The sequence below is a fragment of the Ruegeria sp. HKCCD6426 genome (assembly GCF_057221115.1).
In genome coordinates this window covers 150751-169824 of sequence record NZ_JBWVBF010000006.1, presented here as the reverse complement: position 1 = coordinate 169824, position 19074 = coordinate 150751, and the positions used below count along the sequence as shown (strand labels likewise).

General features: G+C 59.6%; 18 protein-coding genes and 1 pseudogene. 11 read left to right on the top strand and 8 right to left on the bottom strand.

Annotated features, from left to right (window positions below; all coding sequences use genetic code 11):
* Nucleotides 1-119: 119 nt before the first annotated feature.
* From AC2TDA_RS17580 to AC2TDA_RS17545, 8 genes and pseudogenes are all read right to left on the bottom strand, one after another.
* Nucleotides 120-617, bottom strand: a complete 498-nt coding sequence (locus AC2TDA_RS17580; protein ID WP_480880031.1) for a MarR family winged helix-turn-helix transcriptional regulator — start codon at nucleotides 615-617, stop codon at nucleotides 120-122.
* A gap of 197 nt (nucleotides 618-814) precedes the next feature.
* Nucleotides 815-1524: pseudogene (locus AC2TDA_RS17575) on the bottom strand (IS6 family transposase).
* A 90-nt stretch (nucleotides 1525-1614) separates the two neighbouring features.
* Nucleotides 1615-2577, bottom strand: coding sequence for a dipeptide ABC transporter ATP-binding protein (locus AC2TDA_RS17570; RefSeq protein ID WP_480880030.1), 963 nt, complete (start codon nucleotides 2575-2577; stop codon nucleotides 1615-1617).
* On the bottom strand, nucleotides 2574-3551 hold the full coding sequence (locus tag AC2TDA_RS17565; protein WP_480880028.1) for an ABC transporter ATP-binding protein: 978 nt from the start codon (nucleotides 3549-3551) through the stop codon (nucleotides 2574-2576). Before AC2TDA_RS17565 ends, AC2TDA_RS17570 begins: the two co-directional genes overlap by 4 nt.
* A 4-nt stretch (nucleotides 3552-3555) precedes the next feature.
* On the bottom strand, nucleotides 3556-4470 hold the full coding sequence (locus tag AC2TDA_RS17560) for an ABC transporter permease subunit (protein ID WP_480849665.1): 915 nt from the start codon (nucleotides 4468-4470) through the stop codon (nucleotides 3556-3558).
* Entirely contained in the window at nucleotides 4467-5477 is a 1011-nt protein-coding gene (locus tag AC2TDA_RS17555) for an ABC transporter permease subunit (protein WP_480880027.1), read from the bottom strand. Before AC2TDA_RS17555 ends, AC2TDA_RS17560 begins: the two co-directional genes overlap by 4 nt.
* The gene (locus tag AC2TDA_RS17550) at nucleotides 5477-6571 is read right to left on the bottom strand and encodes a M24 family metallopeptidase (RefSeq protein WP_480880025.1); all 1095 of its coding nucleotides are present in this window, start codon (nucleotides 6569-6571) and stop codon (nucleotides 5477-5479) included. The genes AC2TDA_RS17555 and AC2TDA_RS17550 overlap by 1 nt, the downstream gene beginning before the upstream one ends.
* Nucleotides 6572-6642: 71 nt before the next feature.
* Entirely contained in the window at nucleotides 6643-8226 is a 1584-nt protein-coding gene (locus AC2TDA_RS17545; protein ID WP_480880024.1) for an ABC transporter substrate-binding protein, read from the bottom strand.
* 576 nt (nucleotides 8227-8802) lie between these two features.
* Between AC2TDA_RS17545 and AC2TDA_RS17540 the strand changes: the two genes are divergently transcribed.
* The 11 genes from AC2TDA_RS17540 (at nucleotide 8803) to AC2TDA_RS17490 (ending at nucleotide 19068) form a co-directional block, all read left to right on the top strand.
* On the top strand, nucleotides 8803-9603 hold the full coding sequence (locus AC2TDA_RS17540) for a transporter substrate-binding domain-containing protein (protein ID WP_480849673.1): 801 nt from the start codon (nucleotides 8803-8805) through the stop codon (nucleotides 9601-9603).
* 64 nt (nucleotides 9604-9667) lie between these two features.
* Nucleotides 9668-10330 carry an amino acid ABC transporter permease gene (locus AC2TDA_RS17535; RefSeq protein WP_480849675.1) on the top strand — a complete coding sequence of 221 codons (663 nt, stop codon included), beginning with the start codon at nucleotides 9668-9670 and terminating at the stop codon, nucleotides 10328-10330.
* A gap of 10 nt (nucleotides 10331-10340) precedes the next feature.
* Nucleotides 10341-11003 carry an amino acid ABC transporter permease gene (locus AC2TDA_RS17530; protein WP_480849677.1) on the top strand — a complete coding sequence of 221 codons (663 nt, stop codon included), beginning with the start codon at nucleotides 10341-10343 and terminating at the stop codon, nucleotides 11001-11003.
* Complete coding sequence (locus tag AC2TDA_RS17525; protein ID WP_480849679.1) at nucleotides 11000-11722, top strand: amino acid ABC transporter ATP-binding protein; 723 nt, start codon at nucleotides 11000-11002, stop codon at nucleotides 11720-11722. The genes AC2TDA_RS17530 and AC2TDA_RS17525 overlap by 4 nt, the downstream gene beginning before the upstream one ends.
* Nucleotides 11723-11759: 37 nt before the next feature.
* Nucleotides 11760-12719: a dihydrodipicolinate synthase family protein gene (locus tag AC2TDA_RS17520; protein WP_480880023.1), complete on the top strand. Its 960-nt coding sequence runs from the start codon at nucleotides 11760-11762 to the stop codon at nucleotides 12717-12719.
* Nucleotides 12710-13642 (top strand): 4-hydroxyproline epimerase, encoded by a 933-nt coding sequence (locus AC2TDA_RS17515; protein ID WP_480880021.1) that lies wholly within the window; start codon nucleotides 12710-12712, stop codon nucleotides 13640-13642. Before AC2TDA_RS17520 ends, AC2TDA_RS17515 begins: the two co-directional genes overlap by 10 nt.
* 176 nt (nucleotides 13643-13818) lie before the next feature.
* Complete coding sequence (gene dctP / locus AC2TDA_RS17510) at nucleotides 13819-14799, top strand: TRAP transporter substrate-binding protein DctP (RefSeq protein ID WP_480880020.1); 981 nt, start codon at nucleotides 13819-13821, stop codon at nucleotides 14797-14799.
* 55 nt (nucleotides 14800-14854) lie between these two features.
* Complete coding sequence (locus AC2TDA_RS17505) at nucleotides 14855-15388, top strand: TRAP transporter small permease subunit (RefSeq protein WP_480880019.1); 534 nt, start codon at nucleotides 14855-14857, stop codon at nucleotides 15386-15388.
* Between the two features lie 3 nt (nucleotides 15389-15391).
* A complete protein-coding gene (locus AC2TDA_RS17500) occupies nucleotides 15392-16702 on the top strand; it encodes a TRAP transporter large permease (RefSeq protein ID WP_480880016.1) in 1311 nt (436 codons plus the stop codon).
* Nucleotides 16703-16711: 9 nt separating this feature from the next.
* Nucleotides 16712-17953 (top strand): NAD(P)/FAD-dependent oxidoreductase, encoded by a 1242-nt coding sequence (locus AC2TDA_RS17495; protein WP_480880015.1) that lies wholly within the window; start codon nucleotides 16712-16714, stop codon nucleotides 17951-17953.
* Between the two features lie 11 nt (nucleotides 17954-17964).
* Complete coding sequence (locus tag AC2TDA_RS17490; RefSeq protein WP_480849692.1) at nucleotides 17965-19068, top strand: cis-3-hydroxy-L-proline dehydratase; 1104 nt, start codon at nucleotides 17965-17967, stop codon at nucleotides 19066-19068.
* Nucleotides 19069-19074: the final 6 nt, after the last annotated feature.

Here is a 19074-nt window from a genome sequence, read left to right as displayed (position 1 = left end):
AAAAAATGCATTCTGACCCCAGGTCTCGTGCCAAGCTGGTCTCCATCATAGATGCCAGCTTGAATCATGTCTTTCGCCGGATTTGAATCCCTTTTGTCAACACGTCGTAGGGGCCGAGACTATGCTTCGACCGTTATCATCATCGACAAGAACACATCCCGCAGTTTCCCGGTCTCAGTCGACTCGTGAAATCCTTCAAAGTGCATTTTGTCCTTTTCCATAACGCTTTTCATTGCGCGCTCAATCAACCGTTTGCCGACTTCCGTCAATTTCACGATCTTGCTGCGTCCGTCTTTCGGATTTGGCGAACGAAGTATCAGGTTTCGCCGTTCTAGTTCGATAAGGATGTTGGCCGTACCACCCGTGGTCAGGCGAGCGGAGCCGCAAAGCTCGGATGGCGTAAGTCGGCGCGGATTCGGCTGAGCCCGAAGCGCAACCAATACCCCAAACGCTGAATGCATAAGGTCGAACTCAATCAACGCTTCTTCAGTCCTCGCCCTAATCAGTTCATGCAAACGGATCACTGAAAGTATGATGTCGGTTTCCGAAGAAAACGCTTCCGGCCAGTCGACCTTGATACGTTGAAGAAGCATCTGAATCGGGACTCGGTCCGCCATGTTTGTCCTTTCGTGGTGCACTCAACTCAAAAATACCTTTGCAGAAAGGTAAATTGGGAGCTGCTTCGAAATGCTAAACCTCGCACAAGCGTTGATCGATAATCTGCCCAAGGCAGAGCTTCATCTGCATATCGAAGGAACGCTGGGGCATTGCCAAGTTGTTTGAGAACGGTTGAAAAGCGCTGTGGACGGCGCGTTCAGGAGGTTAACTCAAGGGCATAGCCATTCCAAAGATCGTGTGCATCCGATCGAGCGTGGCGGTAGGAGATAGCGGGGAGGTGATAGCGGCAGGGTCGGAACATGATGTTGATCTGGTCGTGAGCGGAAAGGAACCACTGGGCCTGCCTCGGAGATTTGAAGCGGCCCATTAGTTTTTCGCGTTTTCGGGTCGGCCGGTGCGATCCTTCAACGCGATTATTCAACCGCTTGTGCGCTCGGTGGTCAGCGGTCGGACATAGTTCTCTAATCGGTTTGACGTAACTGCGTAGGTTGTCGGTGACGATGACACGCGGTTCGCCGAACCGGTCGATCAGTCGGTTTAGAGGACGCCTGGCGGCTTTCGCATTGCGTTACCTTTGCACCAGGAAATCTAGCACGCTGCCATTGGCATCAACCGCCCGCCAGAGCCAATAGCTTTCACCACCCATAGAGATGACAACCTCGTCCAGGTGCCAATTGTCGGCAGCCGCAGGCCGGTCGCACCTAATGCAATCGGCGAAATGGCAACCGAAACGATTGATCCATTGCCGGACACTTTCACGACTGACTGCCCGCCGCGCTCTGCGAGCAGGTCCTCAACGTCAGCCGTGCTTAGTGCGAACCGGTGATATAACCAAACCGCGTAGGCGATGATTTCGCGAGGGAAACGGAAGCCTTTCAGGCGCGGCATGGTCGTCGGTATCTTCATCCGCATCGATTAGACCAGACCATCGCGGGGAACAACTTGGCAATGCCGTCGGGCCTACACCCTACCCTGAACGCCATTAAGAGACGCGGTTCAGGTATCACTCACAGGATGAAAACAGGCAACCGCGTGAGGATTGTCATCAAGTTCAGGGAAGTCCGTCCGGCAGCGGCTGGTGACCTTCCAGCAGCGCGGGGCGAAGGCGCAACCTTTGAGGTCGTCCATCGGCGAGGGTAATTCTCCTTCGAGCTTGATCCGCTCCTTGGTTGCCGTTGGATCGGCGTGCGGAGTCGTAGACAGAAGCGCCTTGGTATAGGGATGACGGGGCGCAGCAAAAAGGGTTTCCTTGCTGCCGCGTTCAACCGCGCGCCCCAGATACATCACGATCACCTCGTCGGCGAAATGCTTCACAACGGACAGGTCGTGCGAGATGAACAGATAGGCTAGACCCAGCCGATCCTGCAATTCAACCAGCAGGTTGAGGATCTGGCTTTGAATGGACAGGTCGAGCGCCGAAACCGGCTCGTCCAGCACCAGAACCCTGGGATTCAGCATAAGGGCGCGCGCGATCGAAATGCGCTGACGCTGCCCGCCCGAGAACATGTGCGGATAGCGGTCGTAATGCTCGGCGCGCAAACCGACGAGTTCGATCATCTGCCGCGCCCGCTCTTCACGGTCCAGGGCCGAAAGCTCGGGGTTGTTGATGATCAGCGGTTCCTGAAGGATGTAACCGATCCGTTGGCGCGGATTGAGCGACCCGTAGGGGTCCTGAAACACAATCTGCACGGAACTTCGCAGCCCCGCCCAGTGTCGCGGGGTCACTTCGGCACCGTTGATTTCTAGGGTTCCGTTGGTCGGCTCTTCGATCATCGTGACCAGCCGGGCAAGCGTGGACTTTCCGCATCCGGATTCCCCAACAACGGCAAGGGTCTTGCCCGGTGACATTTCGAAATCGACGTTGGACAGGGCCCGCACGGTCTTGGCCCTGCCGAACAATCCTCCGCCTAGGTTATAATGGCGGGCCAGGTTCCTGGCCCGGACAATCGGAGCTTTCATCGTGCATCTCCCTGGACATTGGCGAGCGGATAATGGCACCGTGCCCGACCTGCCTCAGGGCCGCAGGGTGCAGGGGGTGTCTTGAGGCATTTTTCGTCCGCGAACTGGCAGCGCGGCGCAAAAAGGCATCCGTTGGGGCGGTCGAACTGGCCGGGCACGACGCCGGGGATCGTTGGCAGCAGTTTGCTTGTTGCGCGTTCCGGTAACGCGCTGAGCAACGCCGACGTATACGGGTGAAATGGGTGCTCGAACAGATCCCGAACCGGCTGTTCCTCAGCTCTTTGGCCGGCGTATTGCACGCAGACCCGCTCGGCGGTTTCGGCAACCACCCCCATGTCGTGGGTGATCAGCACCAGGCCCATCTCGAACTCGTCGCGCAGGGACACCAGAAGGTCGAGAATTTGCGCCTGAATCGTGACATCCAGCGCCGTAGTCGGTTCGTCGGCGATCAACAGCTTGGGCTGACAAGCGATGGCCATGGCAATCATCACCCGCTGGTTCATGCCGCCGGACATCTGGTGCGGAAAGACCCTGAGCCGGCTTTCGGGGGCGGGGATCCCGACTTGTTCGAACAACTCGATGGCACGCCCTTGGCGCGCGGCCCGGTCGAGACCCAGATGGATGCGCAGCGCCTCCTTAATCTGGTAACCGACGGTGAAACACGGATTCAGCGACGACATCGGCTCCTGGAAGATCATCGAGAGATCCTTGCCAATGATTTCTCGTCGGTGTCGGGGCGAAATGGTCTTCAGGTCACGGCCTTCGAAACTCATCTCATCCGCGGTGATCGTCGCTGTCCAGGGCAACAACCCCATGAGCGCCAGCATCGAGACGGACTTGCCAGAGCCGCTTTCCCCAACGATGGCCAGAATATCGCCGCGGTCCACGGTCAGGTCCACGCCGTCCACGGCCCGGAACTTGCCGGCGGCCGTGGCAAAATCGACCGAGAGATTGCGGATACGTAACAGGTTCATGTCTTCAGCTCCGCTTCAACTTCGGGTCAAGCGCATCGCGCAACCCGTCGCCCATCAGGTTGATTGCCAGCACCGTGACCAGGATTGCTAGGCCGGGGAAGGTCACGACCCACCAAGCGCGGAGGATAAATTCACGGGCTTCGGCCAGCATCGTGCCCCATTCCGGCGTCGGCGGCTGGGCACCCATCCCCAGAAACCCAAGCGCTGCCGCATCGAGGATGGCGGTCGAAAAGCTGAGCGCCGCCTGCACGATGATCGGTGCCAAGCAATTTGGCAGGACAGATATAAACATCAGCCGTGCCTTTCCGGCACCGGCCACACGCGCCGAAGTCACATAGTCCTTCTGCCGTTCCGCCAGAACTGAAGCACGGGTCAGGCGCACGTAATGGGGCTGGAACACAATCGCGATGGCAATCATCGCATTTGTCAGGGAAGGGCCGAGAATGGCGACCAGAACCAATGCAAGCAGAAGCGACGGAAAGGACAGGATGATGTCCATCACACGCATGATGATGGTGTCGATCATTTTCGGCGCAAAGCCGGACAGCAATCCGATAATGATGCCCCCCGAAGCCGCAACAACGACAACCACGATCCCGACAAAGAAGGAATACCGCGCGCCGTTGATCAGACGCGAAAGCATGTCGCGGCCCAGCGGATCAGTCCCCAGCGGGAAGGCCCAGCTGCCGCCCTCCTGCCAGGCTGGCGGTTGCAGGATGTGATCCCGGAACTGCTCGGTCGGGTCATAGGGCGCGATGAGCGGTCCGAAGGCTGCAAGAAAGGTGAAGGCCGCAAAGAACCACAGACCAATTACCGCCCCGCGGTTTTCGCTGAAGTAGTACCAGAACTCGCGCAATGCGCTGGGGCGCGCGGGCGACTGGCCGCTGGTCTGCAGTGGGCTTGCCGCTTGGCTGGTCATGACCGCCTCCGGATTTTGGGATTGATGGCGCCATAAAGCATGTCGACGGTGAGGTTCACGATCATCACAATGACCGCAATCATCAGCAAACCGCCCTGAACGACCGGATAATCCCGGCGGAAAATGCTGTCGACCATCCACTTGCCAATGCCCGGCCAGCTGAAAATCGTTTCGGTCAGGATGGCACCGGCCAGCAGCGTGCCGACGCTGAGGCCGATCACGGTGACAACGGGTATCAACGCATTGCGCAGTGCATGAACTCCATTAATCCGCGTTGGAGAAAGCCCTTTGGCGCGGGCTGTGCGGATATAGTCTTCGCCGAGAACTTCCAGCATGGCCGAGCGGGTTTGCCGCGCAATCACCGCCAGCGGGATGGTGCCCAGGACGATCGTCGGCAGGATCAGGTGGCGCACTGCAGATTTGAACGCCCCCTCCTGCCCTGAAAGCACGCTGTCGATCAGCATGAAACCGGTGACGGGTTCAAAAAAGTACAGCAGGTCGATCCGGCCCGACACCGGGGTCCAGCCCAGGTTGCCGGAAAACACGATGATCAGCAGAAGCGCCCACCAGAAAATAGGCATCGAATACCCCACCAACGCAGAGGACATCAGCGCACGATCGAAGAACTTTCCGCGATTGACCGACGCGATCACACCGGCTGGCAGTCCAAGCATGATTGCGAAGATCATCGCGCAGATGGACAGTTCGAGCGTCGCAGGGAACAACGCGAAAAACTCGTCCCAGACCGGTTTTTTGGTAATGAAGGATTCCCCGAGATCGCCCTGGAGAACGCCGACAAGGTAATCCCAATATTGCTGTAGCACCGGCTTGTCGAAGCCCAGTTTCTTGACCATCTCCTGATAGCGTTCATCGGTCATTCCGCGCTCTCCGGCCATGACAATGATCGGATCACCTGGCAGGACGCGGATGAACATGAAGGAAATCAGCGTGACGCCGATGAAGGTCGGAATGAAGGTCCCGAGCCTGGTCAGAATAAAGCGTGTCATCAGCGCGCCACAACCATCAGGTCTTTCGGGAACGCGGTCAGGGACCGGCATCCGTTCTCGGTGACCAGAACGTCATCCTCGATGCGTACGCCGAACTTGCCAAGCTTATAGAGTCCCGGTTCGTTGGTCCAAACCATCCCGGCCTGCATAACCTCGTCGTTGCCGCGCATGATATAGGGCGCTTCGTGAACTTCGCGCCCGAGTCCGTGACCGGTTTTGGTCCGGATACGGTCGGCATAGGGCGAGTTTTCAAGCACGCTCGTCACCGCGTCGTCGATGTCATGGGCCGTCACGCCGGGGCGCGCTACCTCGAACCCTTTCAGGTTGGCGGCAAGAACGGTTTCATAGACGGCCCGACCCTCGTCCGAGACACTTCCCACAAAAACGGTTCGCGTGATGTCGGCGGCAAATCCGTCCTTGCGCGCGCCGAAGTCGAACAGCAAGGCGTCACCGTCGCGGATCTCATAATTGCTACGGGCCTTGGCATGGGGTCGGGCGCTGTTATCGCCGGCCGCCACGATGGGATAAAACGCCTGGTCGTCCGCCCCTTCGGCAAACAGTGCCTGGATCAGTGCTTGTTCGACCTGTTTCTCGGATTGTCCGATGCGGACCCCATCCAGCACCCGGAGCAAGGCGCGTTCAGAAATGTTGATCGCCATTTGAATCGCCGTGATATCCTGCTCGGTCTTGATGGCGCGAAGGCCCGATATTTCCTTTTCTGCGTCGATGATCTTCAGATCCGGCATCGCCTTTTTCAGCGCGTGATGCACGAAGACGCGCATCACCTGCCCTTCGACGGCCAGCGAGTTCAGCTTCTGGTGCCCGGCCAGCGCATCAAAAGCAGCCTCGTATCCATCCTGATCACGCCAGTCAAAAACCGCGCCATCAAAATCCACCAACGCCCAGCTGCCCAGTTCGAGGTTCGGCACGATGGCGGCGGGCTCTCCGTCGGCGGGGAGGATGACAAGAAACGGGCGCTCGTGGCTCATGAAGGGTTTGCCGAAGGCCCGGTTGAAGTTCGGCCCCGGCACAAGCGCCACGGCGTCCACGGAAAGCGCGCGGGCCACCTGGCGGTATTCGGAAAGAGAAGACATCAGCGCCTCGTATTCAACAAAGGTCCGGGGCCACACATGCGAACACGGTAGCCCCGGCAGGGAGGGGAGGGTTATTCGACGCTTACGCCGTAGAAGATGTGGCCACCCAGAGGATGCACCTTGTAGCCCTTCACTTCATTGCGCATCGGCATGAAGACGACCGAGTGTGCGATGGTGGCCCAGGGTGCCTGCTCTTTGAAGATGGTCTGCGCCTCTTCATAGAGCTTGGTCCGTTCTGCCTGATCGGTAATCTGCTTTGCCTTCAGGATAAGGTCCTCGAACGGCTGGTGGCACCATTGGGCGCGGTTGGAAGCCTCGCGACCGTCGCAACCCAGCAGAACGGCCAGGAAGTTGTCCGGGTCGCCGTTGTCACCGGTCCATCCCAGGAGCACGGCGCCGTCACGGTCCATCGCCTTAGAGCGGGACAGGTATTCGCCCCATTCGTAGGAGACAATCTCGACACCCACGCCGACCTTGGCGAAGTCCGCCTGGATGAGCTCGGCCATACGACGGGCGTTCGGGTTATAGGGTCGCTGAACGGGCATTGCCCAGATTTTCATTCTCAGGTCGCTGACACCTTCGGCTTCTAGCGCTGCCTTGGCCGCTTCGGGATCATAGGGATCATCCACGATAGAGTCGTTGTAGCTCCACATTGTCGGCGGTATTGGGTTCTTGGCAGCCTGCCCGGACCCCTGGAACACGACGTCGACGATCGACTGCTTGTCGATCGCCATGTTAAGAGCCTTGCGGACCTTCGGATTGTCAAAGGGCGCGATGGTGGTGTTGTAGGCAAGATACCCGACATTCAGTCCTTCCTGCTCCATCATGTTGATGTCAGGATCATCCGTCATTGCCTGAATGTCAGCCGGGTTCGGATACGGCATGACGTGGCATTCGCCCGCTTTCAGCTTCTGGTAGCGAACGGAGGCGTCAGGCGTGATCGCAAAGATCAGGTTGTCGATCTCGGCCGGTGCCTTCCAATACTCGGCATTGGCCTTGTAGCGGATCACGGCATCTTTCTGATAAGCAACGAATTCAAACGGACCGGTGCCGATCGGTGCCGTGTTCACCTTTTCGGGCGTGCCGGCATCCAGCATCGCCTGCCCGTATTCCGCTGAAACGATCGAAGCAAAATCCATGGCCAAGTTGGCGACGAATGGTGCTTCGGGCTTGGTCAGCGTGAACTTCACAGTGTAGTCGTCGATCTTTTCCACCGACTTGATCAGGCCGGGCATCCCCATGCCCTGAAAGTATTCCCAGGTACCGCCGGACACTGAATGGTAGGGGTGCGCCTCGTCCTGCTGACGTGCGAAGGAAAAGACGACGTCATCCGCGTTGAAGTCGCGGCTGGGGGTGAAATCGTCGTTGGAATGAAACTTGACGCCCTTGCGCAGAGAGAAAGTGTATTCCAGTCCGTCATCGCTGGCTTCGACGCTTTCTGCCAGACCGGGAACGACGTTGGTTGTACCGGTTTCGAATTCGAGCAACCGGTTGTAGATCGGATGCGAAGAAGCATCAAAAGTCGTTCCCGCTGTAAACAGCGCGGGATCAAACCCCTCGGGCGATCCTTCCGAGCAATATACCAGATTGCCGGCTAATGCCGTCGTCGCCGAAAACGCGATCGCCGCAGTTGCCACTGCCATTGTGAATTTCATTATTTCCTCCCAAGTGGACCCGTTCGCTTCTTAAGAATGTCCCCACTCGCCGAACGGTCAGGCGTATGAACGTGTGGGTTCATATATTGGATACAATATCCGCATCGCGCGTTGCCAGTCAAGCGCTCGAAACCGGGACCAATACCAAAAGCACCCATGCGACGCACCTCAGATTAAGCACCACTTTCCGTAAAGTTGTTTGATTTCTGACACTTGCGAGGAAACTCTGTTTGTTGAGTTTTTCGCGCCCCGCGTGGAACCACGAAGGCATACCCCCTTGGAACTCCGTAGCGCAGCACGCGACTCGTAAGAGAAATTCGGGAAAAATGAGCGGCCGCGAGGTGCTCAATTCCGGGGGATTCGGACCCAAATTTGGATTACCACAACCAGCCGGGCACTATTCGGCTAGCAGCACACTTACTCTCACCTCAGTCGATTTCCCCCCTTTTACAACGTCTTAGTCAATTCTTCTTTCCGCGAAGATCACTCAATGCTGTGCGTTTCTATTTTTTATATTGGATTTTGGATACAAAATGACCTATAGCACGGTACATCATCTTTTTTCGGGAGGAAACCATGCTCAAGAAACTCGCCGCTGCCGCGGCCTTCACCACATTTGCGGCCATCCCCGCACTGGCTGACACGCTGGACGACGTTGTAGACCGCGGCACCCTGCGCTGTGGCGTTGTTCTGGACTTCCCACCAATCGGGTATCGCGATGCAAACAACGAACCTGCCGGTTTTGACGTTGACTACTGCAACGATCTGGCCGCGGCACTTGAAGTCGAGCCCGAAATCCTGCCGGTAACCTGGGCCGAACGTCTGCCGGTGATCGTCACCGGGCGTGCAGACGTGGTGTTCGGCGCCACCTCGGACAGCCTGGCCCGCGCCCGCACGGTCGGCTTCACCATTCCCTACGCAATATACTACGCCCAGGGTGTGGTGAACAAAGACAGCGGCATCGAAAGCTTTGAGGACATCCGCGGCAAACGCGTTGCCGCCGCCATCGGCACCGTACCGGAACAGGAATGGCTGAAGATCGCGGCAGAATGGGGCGAGGAAGGCAACTATCAGGGCTACCAGTCCGAGAATGAAGTGTTCCTGGCCGTGGCGCAGGGCAAGGCCGACATTGGCATCACCACCAACACCGCCGTGCTGCCGATCACTCAGCAGTATGACACCGTCGATGCCGGGCCGCGTATGCCCTGGACCACCGACTATACCTCGGTCGTCGGCAAGCGTGAGGACGTAACGTGGCTGAACTTCCTCAACCTGTTCGTCACCCATCAGGCGCGTTCGGGTCGCTACGCCGAGCTCTGGGGCAAGTATGTCGGCGGCGAAGCGCCCGAACTGCGCATCCCCGGCGTGATGTACTGATCTAACCCACTCACGGAACCTGCCCCTGCTCGCCTGTCGAGCGGGGGCTACGGGAACAGAACTCATGTTCGACTATAACTTCCACTGGCGGCCAGTACTTAAGAGCCTGCCAGACCTGATAGATGCGGCCTTTCTGACGCTTCAGGTGGCAGTGCTGGCAATGATCCTGGGCATCATCATCGGCCTGTGCCTGGCGCTGACCCGGCTGCATCTAAAGGGACCGCTCTACTGGTTCGCTTCGACCTGGGTCGAACTGGCCCGCAACACGCCCGCCCTGTTCCAGCTGTTCTTTTTCGGCTTCGGTCTAGGCGCGTTCGGACTGCACCTGTCGCCCTACATGATCGTGCTGGCAGGTCTGACCTTCAACTGCGCCGGGTATCTCGCCGAAAACTTCCGCGGCGGCTTTCAGGCGGTGCCGGAAACCCAGCTGCGCGCGTCGCGCTCGCTCGGCATGACCGCATGGCAGGCCTACACCCGCATCGTGATCCCGCAGGTGTTCCGTATCGTCTATCACCCGATTACAAACCAGATGGTCTGGGCCGTGCTGATGTCCTCGCTGGGCATGCTGGTGGGCTTCCGCGAGCTTTCGGGCGAGACCCAGTTCTTCGCCAGCCGCACCTTCCGCATCTTCGAATATTTCGCGGTCACCGCAGTCATCTACTACGTGATCGTCAAAATCATCCTTATAGCCTCACGCCTGATGGCGGCCCGGCTGTTCCGCTACTGAGGAAGCTCAAATGGAACCCTCTGTCAGCTTTTTCAGCGGCTTCAACATCAATGACCTGTGGTTTCTGGGCGAGGCCGCACTGCGCACACTCTGGATTTCCGTCCTGTCGATCTCGATCGGCACCGTTCTGGGGGCCGTTTTCGGCTGGATCCTCTACGAAGGCAAACTGACTGCGACCCTGACCGTTGCACCGATCCTCGACGTGTTCCGTTCGGTGCCACTGATCATCCAGCTGGTGCTGTTCTACAACTTCGCCCCTATCGTCGGGCTGAACCTCGACCCGTTTGCCTCTGGCGTGGTGATCCTGACGATCTATACCGCAGCTCTCGTTGCCAACGTGGCCCGCGGCGGCATCGAAGCCGTCGGCACCCCAATGCGCCGCGCCGCGCGCAGCCTCGGCATGAGCTACTGGCAGGATCTACGATATGTGGTGCTGCCGATCGGTGGCCGCGCGGTGTTCCCGGCCTGGGTCGGCGTGGCGCTCGGCGTGATGAAGGACAGCGCGCTGGTCTCGGTTCTGGGCTATGTCGAACTCCTGAAAGCCAGCCAGATCCTGATCACGCGCACTCAGGAACCCTTCCTCATCCTCTCTCTGGCCGGTGCGTTCTACTTCGCACTCAGCTTCCCCATTTCGCGCTATGCCGCGACGCTTGAAAGAAAGTGGGCCCAATGATCGAAATTCGTGACCTGCATAAATATTTCGGCGCGCTGCACGTGCTGAAAGGTATCAATCTGGACGTCGAGAAAGGCGAGGTTCTCTCGGTTATCGGCGCGTCCGGCTCAGGCAAATCCACCCTGCTCTATTGTATCAACGGGCTGGAGCCGATCCAGAGCGGGCATGTGGTCGTCGATGAAACCGACGTCCACGCCAAAGGCACGGACATCAACAAGCTGCGCCAAAAGCTGGGCATGGTGTTCCAGCAATGGAACAGCTTTCCGCACCTGACCGCTCTGGAAAACGTCGCGCTTGCCCCGCGTATCGTCAAGGGCAAGACCAAGGCCGAAGCGCTTGGAATTGCGGCCCGGCAACTGGGCCATGTGGGATTGGGCGAAAAACTGGATGTCTATCCCTCGGCCCTTTCCGGCGGCCAGCAGCAGCGGCTTGCCATTGCCCGCGCGCTGGCGATGGAGCCGGAATACATGCTGTTCGACGAGGCCACTTCGGCGCTGGACCCGGAACTGGTTGGCGAAGTGCTCGAGACCATGCGAATGCTGGCCGAGGAAGGTATGACGATGATCTGCGTCACCCACGAGATGGGCTTTGCCCGCGATGTTTCCGACCGGGTGGCCTTCTTCCATCAGGGCGTGATGGAAGAGATCGGCCCGCCCGCACAAATCTTCGGCGAGGCGCAATCCGAACATACCCGCAAATTCCTGGCCAACGTGCGCTGATCCCGCGGCCCGCACTTAGATTCAAAGGACCTGAACAATGATCACGAACATCTTTACCGGCACCATGCCGGCGCTCATGACCCCCTGCATGGCCGACCGCACACCGGATTATGACGCCCTTGTGAAAAAGGGCAGCGAAATGATCGAGGCCGGCATGTCCGCCGTTGTCTACTGCGGCTCGATGGGTGACTGGCCGCTGCTAACCGATGCCGAGCGCATGGAGGGCGTGGAACGACTTGTCGCCGCCGGTCTTCCGGTTGTGGTCGGCACTGGTGCGATCAACTCGAAATCGGCCGTTGCCCACGCGGCCCATGCACAAAAGATCGGCGCTGCCGGCCTGATGGTCATCCCCCGTGTGCTGTCGCGCGGGTCCTCGCCCACAGCGCAGAAGAACCACTTCAAAGCCATCCTCAGGGCAGCCCCTGATGTCCCCGCGATCATCTACAACAGCCCCGTATACGGCTTTGCTACCCGCGCCGACCTGTTCCTGGCGCTGCGCGCTGAACACCCGAACCTGATCGGGTTCAAGGAATTCGGCGGCAAGAGCGATCTGCGCTACGCCGCCGAACACATCACCTCGAAGGACAATCAGGTTACGCTGATGGTCGGCGTCGATACCGAAGTCTATCACGGGTTTGTCAATTGCGGAGCGACAGGCTCGATCACCGGTATAGGCACGGCCCTGCCCAAGGAAGCCCTGCTGCTGGCAGCCTTGTCTCAGAAGGCCGCCGCCGGTCACGCCGAAGCCCGTATGCGGGCGCGTGAGCTGGAGGAAGCCTTTGGCGTTCTGGCCAGTTTCGATGAAGGCACGGACCTGGTCCTCTACTACAAGTACCTGCTGGTGCTGAACGGTGAAGAAGAATACCGCCTGCATTTCAACGAAAGTGATGCCCTGACAGACGCACAGCGCAACTATTGCGAACAGCAATACGCGCTGTTCCGCGCTTGGTTCGCCGATTGGTCCGCGCAGGGTGGGATCATCGCTGAATGCATGTGATCGACAGCCATACCGGTGGCATGCCCACGCGGGTGATCCTCGACGGGGGACCCGACCTCGGGTCGGGGTCATTGGCCGAACGCGCCCGCCGACTGGCGGAGGAGCATGAAGGGTTCTGGAAATCCGTCCTGTTGGAACCGCGCGGGCAGCCCGGCATGGTCGGCGCCCTACTGGTCGAGCCGCAGGGTGAGGATTGCGCCGCCGGTGTGATTTTCTTTGATGCGAAAGCGGTCCTGCGGATGTGCGGTCACGGCACGATCGGGTTGGCCGTGACGCTGGCGCATCTGGGCCGGATTGATGTCGGCCGGCAGCGCATTGATACCCCTGCCGGAGTGGTCACGATAGAACTGACCGACGCGGCCACCGTGACCGTGACCAATGTCGAATGCCGCCGGGTTCTAGGCGCGGCCTCCATTGACGTCGACGAGCTTGGCATCGTGACCGGTGACGTGGCCTATGGCGGCAACTGGTTTTTCATCGTTGATCCCAGCCCGATCCCGGTGAAGCCCGGCAACATCCAGAGCCTCATCGATGCCGCCATCGCCGTGCGCGAGACAGCTATCGCAGCGGGCTTGGGCGGTGAGAACGGCGAGCCCGTGGATCACGTGATCTTTCAGGATGCATCCGGCGATGCCGCGGTACATAGCAGGAATTTCGTGCTGTGCCCTGATGACACCTATGATCGCTCGCCCTGTGGCACAGGCAGTTCGGCACGGCTGGCGTGCTTGGCAGCGGACGGCAAGCTGACACCAGGCGAAGAGATCGTGCAGCAAAGCGTGATCGGCAGCCCTTATCGCCTGTCTTACCAGCTTGGTCCAAATGGCGGTGTGATCCCGTCGATCACCGGGCAGGCCTTCGTGATGGCCGAAAGCAAACTGATTTTCGGTGATCGTGATCCATTCAGGAACGGCATCGTTCCCTGAAGAAACCACAGAACCCGGCCAAACCGGGTCACCCCTTCGATATGTTTTCCAGTGACCGGGTCGGTCCGTCATATCCAAAACAGAGGAAGAAAATGAAACTTTTTTCAACAATTGCCGCGGCGGCTCTCGCCACCGCTGTCTCAGGACCTGTCCTGTCCGCAGAGGTGGAATGGAAAATGACCGCTGCCATTGGCGAAGGCTCTTTCCTGTACGAGAACTTCATGCAGCGCTTTGCCGACAATGTCGGAACGATCAGCCAGGGCCGGGTCGAGATCCAGCCCTTTGGTGCCGGGGTTCTGGCCCCTGCGTTTAAAGCGTTCGAGGTCGTGCAGGACGGAATCGTCGAAGCCGGTCACTCTACGCCCTCCTACCTGGTGAACCAGGACCCGACCAATGCGATCTTTGCCAGCTTCCCCGGCGGCATGTCGCCCGAGGCGACCCTGCACTGGGTCTATGAGGGCGGCGGCGAAGAGCTTCTGCAGGAATTCCGCAGCGCTGAAATGGGACTGCACAGCCTCGTGGTTGGCATCGGCACCTCCGAGATCATGGCGCATTCCAACGTCAAGATCGAAACCGTCGCGGACCTGAACAACGTGAAATACCGAACCTCCGGAGCCTTTGCCGCCGTGCTGCAGGAGGAGTTCGGCGGGGTCCCCACCGTGGTTCCGGGCAACGAGATCTACACCTTGCTGCAACGCAAGGGCGTTGACGCAATCGAATGGTCGACACCGGGTGCAAACATCACCGAAGGCTTCCACGAAGTGGCCCCCTACATGATCATGCCCGGCGTGCATCAGCCATCCTTCCTGTGGGAAGTCTTCGTCAAGCAGGAAACCTGGGACGCGCTGCCGGAAGATCTGCAAAACCTGATCGAGGCCGCCGCCAAGCTCAGCACTTATGAAAGCTACACCCACTTTGGCGACAGCGACATCACGGCGATGGCAAAGTACCGCGACACCAAGGTCGAATTGGTGCTGATGGAGCGCGCCGAATCCGAAAAGATCCGCGAGGCTGGCCGCAACTGGGCGCGGGCCAAGGCGAAAGAGCTGTCAGATGCCGGCAACCCGCGCATGCAGACCGTTCTGGATAGCTACCTGACCTATCAGGCGAACTGGGCCGAGAACTCAGGCTACCTGGTGCGCGACAGCGCTAACTAACACAAGGCAATCGGGGTGGCCGGCGTCTGCCCGCCATCCCGTACCGGAGGGCGTCATGACTTTAATCAGGAACAGCATCGAGGGTTTTTCGACGATCCTTGGCGGTATTGGTCGGCTGGCCATTTTCGCGCTGATCGTCGCCATGCTCTACGAAGTGATCGCGCGGTATGCGTTCGGTGCGCCGACGCTCTGGGCCTTTGACATCTCCTACATGCTTAACGGGTCCATATTCCTTTTGGGCTCAGCCTATTCCCTGCGTAACGACGCCCATGTGCGCATCGACTTCCTGTCACAGAAACTACCGGCGCGGGTACAGCAGGTCCTGAACGGTCTGGTCTATCTGCTGGTGATGTTCCCGATCGGGCTGGCCTTCGCCTGGGTCTCCGGCTCCAAGGCAATCAAGGCGTTCGCCACGGGCGAGGTTGAAAGCGTCAGCCCTTGGGCGCCGCTGGTCTGGCCGTTTTACGCGGCGATCGCCATCGGGCTGCTGGCCTTTGCCCTGCAATTCGCCGTCGAGGCCCTGAAATACCTGCTGGGAGAACGAATTCCCGGTGATACCGAATCCGAAATTCAAGAGCTGGAGATCTGATACATGATCCCCCTTCTGATGTTCGCTGCCCTTTTCGTGCTGGTGTTTTCCGGCATCCCGGTTGCGTTCTCGCTGATCATCGTGGCCGTTGGGTTCGGCTATGCGGTGTTCGGAGACCTGATTTTCCTGCAGCTTTACGGCCCGTTGCTGCACACCGCGTCGAACTTCGTTCTGGCCGCGATCCCGCTGTTCATCTTCATGGGCGCGGTGCTGGAACGCTCCGGCATCGCCAGGCGCCTGTTTCAGGCGCTGCAGCTCTGGCTGGGCGGGCTGCCCGGCGGTTTGGCCCTGTCGACCATTGCCATGTGCGCGATTTTCGCCGCTGCTTCGGGCGTTGTCGGTGCGGTCGAGATCGTCGTCGGCCTGATGGCGATTCCGGCAATGACCAAGGCGCGCTACAAGAACGACCTGATCGCCGGGACGATCTGTGCGGGCGGGTCGCTGGGAACGATCATTCCGCCCTCGGTGATCGTGGTCGTTTATGCGTCCATCGCCCAGCTTTCCATCGGACAACTGTTCGCCGCCTCGATCCTGCCGGGAACCCTGATGGTGGTGTTCTTCGTAGGCTATGTTTTGCTGCGCAGCACGCGGTCGCCGCAGGATGCACCCCCGTTGCAGGCTGCTGAACGCGCGGTGCCGCTGCCGCAGAAATTGCGGATTACCGTGACAGCCATGTTGCCGCCGTTGGCGCTGATCGTAATGGTCTTGGGCTCACTGCTGGCGGGTGCTGCGTCCGCCACCGAGGCCGCGGCCGTCGGAGCAGCGGGCACCATCGTTCTGACGCTGCTGTTCCGCGAGCTCGACTTCAAGCTGCTGCTGGATTCGCTCGGGGTCACCTTGCGCGTCACCTCGATGATCATGCTAATCGTCGCGGGAGGAACCATGTTCACCAGCATTTTCGCAGTGACAGGAGGCGGCAACCTTGTCCGCGACACGGTCGCTGCGGTCGGATTTGGCAATGCCGGCGTGATCGCCTTTTTCCTGCTGGTGGTGTTCTTTGCCGGATTCGTTCTGGACTGGGTGTCGATCGTGCTGATCTTCATCCCGATCTTCTCCCCCATCGTCAAAAGCGCAGGGATCGACCCGATCTGGTTTGCCATGCTGGTGCTGGTGGTGATCCAGACCTCGTATCTGACCCCACCAATGGCGCCGTCTATCTTCTACCTGCGTTCCATCGCGCCGCGCAGCATGACCTATGGGCAGATGTATCGCGGGGTTCTGCCCTTTGTCGCGGCACAAATGCTGGTGCTGGTCGTACTACTTCTCTTTCCGGCAGCCGCCACCTGGCTACCGTCGATCCTTGTCGGGCTTTAGAGGTAATCAATGAAACCGCTAAACATCATCATCGTCGGCGCCGGAATTGTCGGTATCGGCGCGGCGCTGGAATTGCAGGCCCGGGGTATGAAAGTACGGGTCCTTGACCGCAAGGGCGTGGCAGCCGAGGCCTCGGAAGGCAACGCCGGAGCCTTTGCCTTTACCGACATCGTCCCATTGGCGACGCCGGGGGTAATGCGCAAGGCGCCGAAATGGCTGCTTGACCCGATGGGGCCGCTATCCGTGCCACCGGCCTATGCCTTGCAGATCGCCCCCTGGATGTTGCGTTTCTGGCGCGCGAGCTGGCGTGACGGTTTAGAGAAATCCGTGCAGGCGCAAACCCGGCTGATGGAGTTGTCCCGCGAAGCGCTGGAGCGCCAGATCATTGCCGTGAACGGTGAAGAGCTGATGCAGCGTGACGGGCAGATGCAGCTATACGAAGGCGAAAAGGAATTCCGCGCCAGCCTTGAGGGCTGGGAGTTGCGCAAACGTCACGGCATCGCATTTTCCCTGCTGGAAAGCGCCGGAGCCATTGGTGAAATCCAGCCCGGGCTGGACCCGCGCTTTACCCACGCCGCCTTTACCCCGGGCTGGATGAACACCACTGATCCGAAGGCCTGGGCGGAACATCTGGCCCGGCGGTTCTGCGAGGGCGGCGGCACGATCGAACAGGCGGATGTCACTGCCGTGTCGCAGGCAGAGAGTCAGGCTGTTCTGACCACGCAAGGCGGGCGCCTCGTCGCCGACAAGGTCGTGATTGCCGCCGGCGCGTGGTCGCATCACCTGGCCCGGACGCTGGGGGACCGCATCCCGCTGGAAACTGAACGTGGCTATAACACCACCCTGCCGCCAGGCGCCTTTGATCTGCGCACACATCTGACATTCGGCAACCACGGGTTTGTCGTCACCAGAATAGCCGACGGCGTGCGTGTCGGCGGCGCGGTCGAGCTGGGCGGTCTGAACCTGCCGCCCAACTACAAGCGCGCCGAGGTCCTGCTGAACAAAGCGGCCCGCTTCATGCCGGGGCTGAAAACCGATGGTGGCCGTCAGTGGATGGGCTTTCGCCCTTCGATGCCCGACAGCCTGCCGGTGATCGGCTGCTCGCCCCGCGCGACATCGGTGTTTTACGCCTTTGGCCACGGCCACCTTGGCCTGACTCAGTCGGCAGGCACCGCCGAACTGGTGTGCGATCTGATCACCGGCAAACCCCCCGCCCTGCCGGTCGAAGCTTACTCTCCTACACGTTTCTGAAAGGAACCAGCATGAAAATTTCCGCACTCAATGTCTATCAGGTCAATCTTCCCCTTAAAGAAGGCCGCTACAACTGGTCGAATGGCAATTTCGTCGAGGTGTTCGACAGCACGGTTCTGGAAGTCGTTACTGACGACGGGCTGAAAGGATACGCGGAATGTTGCCCGCTGGGGTCGGCCTATCTGCCCTCCTTCGCGCTCGGCGTGCGGGCAGGACTGGCCGAGCTTGCGCCGCACTTGATCGGGCAGAACCCGCTGAATATCGGCGGTATCAACCGCACGATGGATGCGGCACTGCGCGGGCATCCCTATGCCAAAGCGCCGGTTGACATCGCCTGCTGGGACCTGCTGGGCAAAGCGACGGGGCAGCCTGTTTACACGCTGCTGGGAGGCGCCGCACAGGATGATGTGGTGCTCTATCGCGCCATAAGCCAGGAAGCGCCCGAGATCATGGCCGCCAAGATCGAAGGTTATGCCGCCGAGGGCTATACCAAGTTCCAGCTGAAGGTCGGCGGTGATGCCAATGACGATATTGACCGGATCCACGCAACCCGCGCGGTGTTGAAGAAAAGCGACCTGCTGGTAGCAGACGCCAATACCGGCTGGACCCGCCACGAGGCCGCCCGCGTTGTCGGCGCAATCTCGGGACTGGATGTCTATGTGGAACAGCCCTGCCTGACCTACGAGGAAAGCGTGTCGATCCGCCGCCGCACCGCCTTGCCGTTTGTCATGGACGAAGTGATCGACACTCCCAACACACTGGTGCGCGGCATTGCCGAGGATGCGATGGACGTGATCAACCTGAAAATCTCCAAAGTCGGCGGGCTGAGTCGCGCCCGGCTGATGCGCGATCTCTGCGTTGCCCACGGCATCCCGATGACCATCGAGGACACCTGGGGCGGCGACATCACCACGGCCACGATCGCTCATCTGGCGCGCTCCACACCGTCCGATTTCACTTTCTCAGCGACGGATTTCAATTCATATGGCACGATCACAATTGCCGAGGGTGCACCGGAACGGGTCAACGGCCGCATGACGGCCTCTGACCGCCCTGGCCTCGGGATCAGCCCGGTCTTTGATGCGCTGGGTGCGCCGGTCGCAAGCTATTCTTGAGGTGCA

What these genes read in the sequence shown, in the direction of transcription:
- AC2TDA_RS17580 (WP_480880031.1), bottom strand. Translation starts at nt 617, where the DNA reads ATGGCGGACCGAGTCCCGATTCAGATGCTTCTTCAACGTATCAAGGTC.
- AC2TDA_RS17570 (WP_480880030.1), bottom strand. Translation starts at nt 2,577, where the DNA reads ATGAAAGCTCCGATTGTCCGGGCCAGGAACCTGGCCCGCCATTATAAC.
- AC2TDA_RS17565 (WP_480880028.1), bottom strand. Translation starts at nt 3,551, where the DNA reads ATGAACCTGTTACGTATCCGCAATCTCTCGGTCGATTTTGCCACGGCC.
- AC2TDA_RS17560 (WP_480849665.1), bottom strand. Translation starts at nt 4,470, where the DNA reads ATGACCAGCCAAGCGGCAAGCCCACTGCAGACCAGCGGCCAGTCGCCC.
- AC2TDA_RS17555 (WP_480880027.1), bottom strand. Translation starts at nt 5,477, where the DNA reads ATGACACGCTTTATTCTGACCAGGCTCGGGACCTTCATTCCGACCTTC.
- AC2TDA_RS17550 (WP_480880025.1), bottom strand. Translation starts at nt 6,571, where the DNA reads ATGTCTTCTCTTTCCGAATACCGCCAGGTGGCCCGCGCGCTTTCCGTG.
- AC2TDA_RS17545 (WP_480880024.1), bottom strand. Translation starts at nt 8,226, where the DNA reads ATGAAATTCACAATGGCAGTGGCAACTGCGGCGATCGCGTTTTCGGCG.
- AC2TDA_RS17540 (WP_480849673.1), top strand. Translation starts at nt 8,803, where the DNA reads ATGCTCAAGAAACTCGCCGCTGCCGCGGCCTTCACCACATTTGCGGCC.
- AC2TDA_RS17535 (WP_480849675.1), top strand. Translation starts at nt 9,668, where the DNA reads ATGTTCGACTATAACTTCCACTGGCGGCCAGTACTTAAGAGCCTGCCA.
- AC2TDA_RS17530 (WP_480849677.1), top strand. Translation starts at nt 10,341, where the DNA reads ATGGAACCCTCTGTCAGCTTTTTCAGCGGCTTCAACATCAATGACCTG.
- AC2TDA_RS17525 (WP_480849679.1), top strand. Translation starts at nt 11,000, where the DNA reads ATGATCGAAATTCGTGACCTGCATAAATATTTCGGCGCGCTGCACGTG.
- AC2TDA_RS17520 (WP_480880023.1), top strand. Translation starts at nt 11,760, where the DNA reads ATGATCACGAACATCTTTACCGGCACCATGCCGGCGCTCATGACCCCC.
- AC2TDA_RS17515 (WP_480880021.1), top strand. Translation starts at nt 12,710, where the DNA reads ATGCATGTGATCGACAGCCATACCGGTGGCATGCCCACGCGGGTGATC.
- dctP (WP_480880020.1), top strand. Translation starts at nt 13,819, where the DNA reads ATGACCGCTGCCATTGGCGAAGGCTCTTTCCTGTACGAGAACTTCATG.
- AC2TDA_RS17505 (WP_480880019.1), top strand. Translation starts at nt 14,855, where the DNA reads ATGACTTTAATCAGGAACAGCATCGAGGGTTTTTCGACGATCCTTGGC.
- AC2TDA_RS17500 (WP_480880016.1), top strand. Translation starts at nt 15,392, where the DNA reads ATGATCCCCCTTCTGATGTTCGCTGCCCTTTTCGTGCTGGTGTTTTCC.
- AC2TDA_RS17495 (WP_480880015.1), top strand. Translation starts at nt 16,712, where the DNA reads ATGAAACCGCTAAACATCATCATCGTCGGCGCCGGAATTGTCGGTATC.
- AC2TDA_RS17490 (WP_480849692.1), top strand. Translation starts at nt 17,965, where the DNA reads ATGAAAATTTCCGCACTCAATGTCTATCAGGTCAATCTTCCCCTTAAA.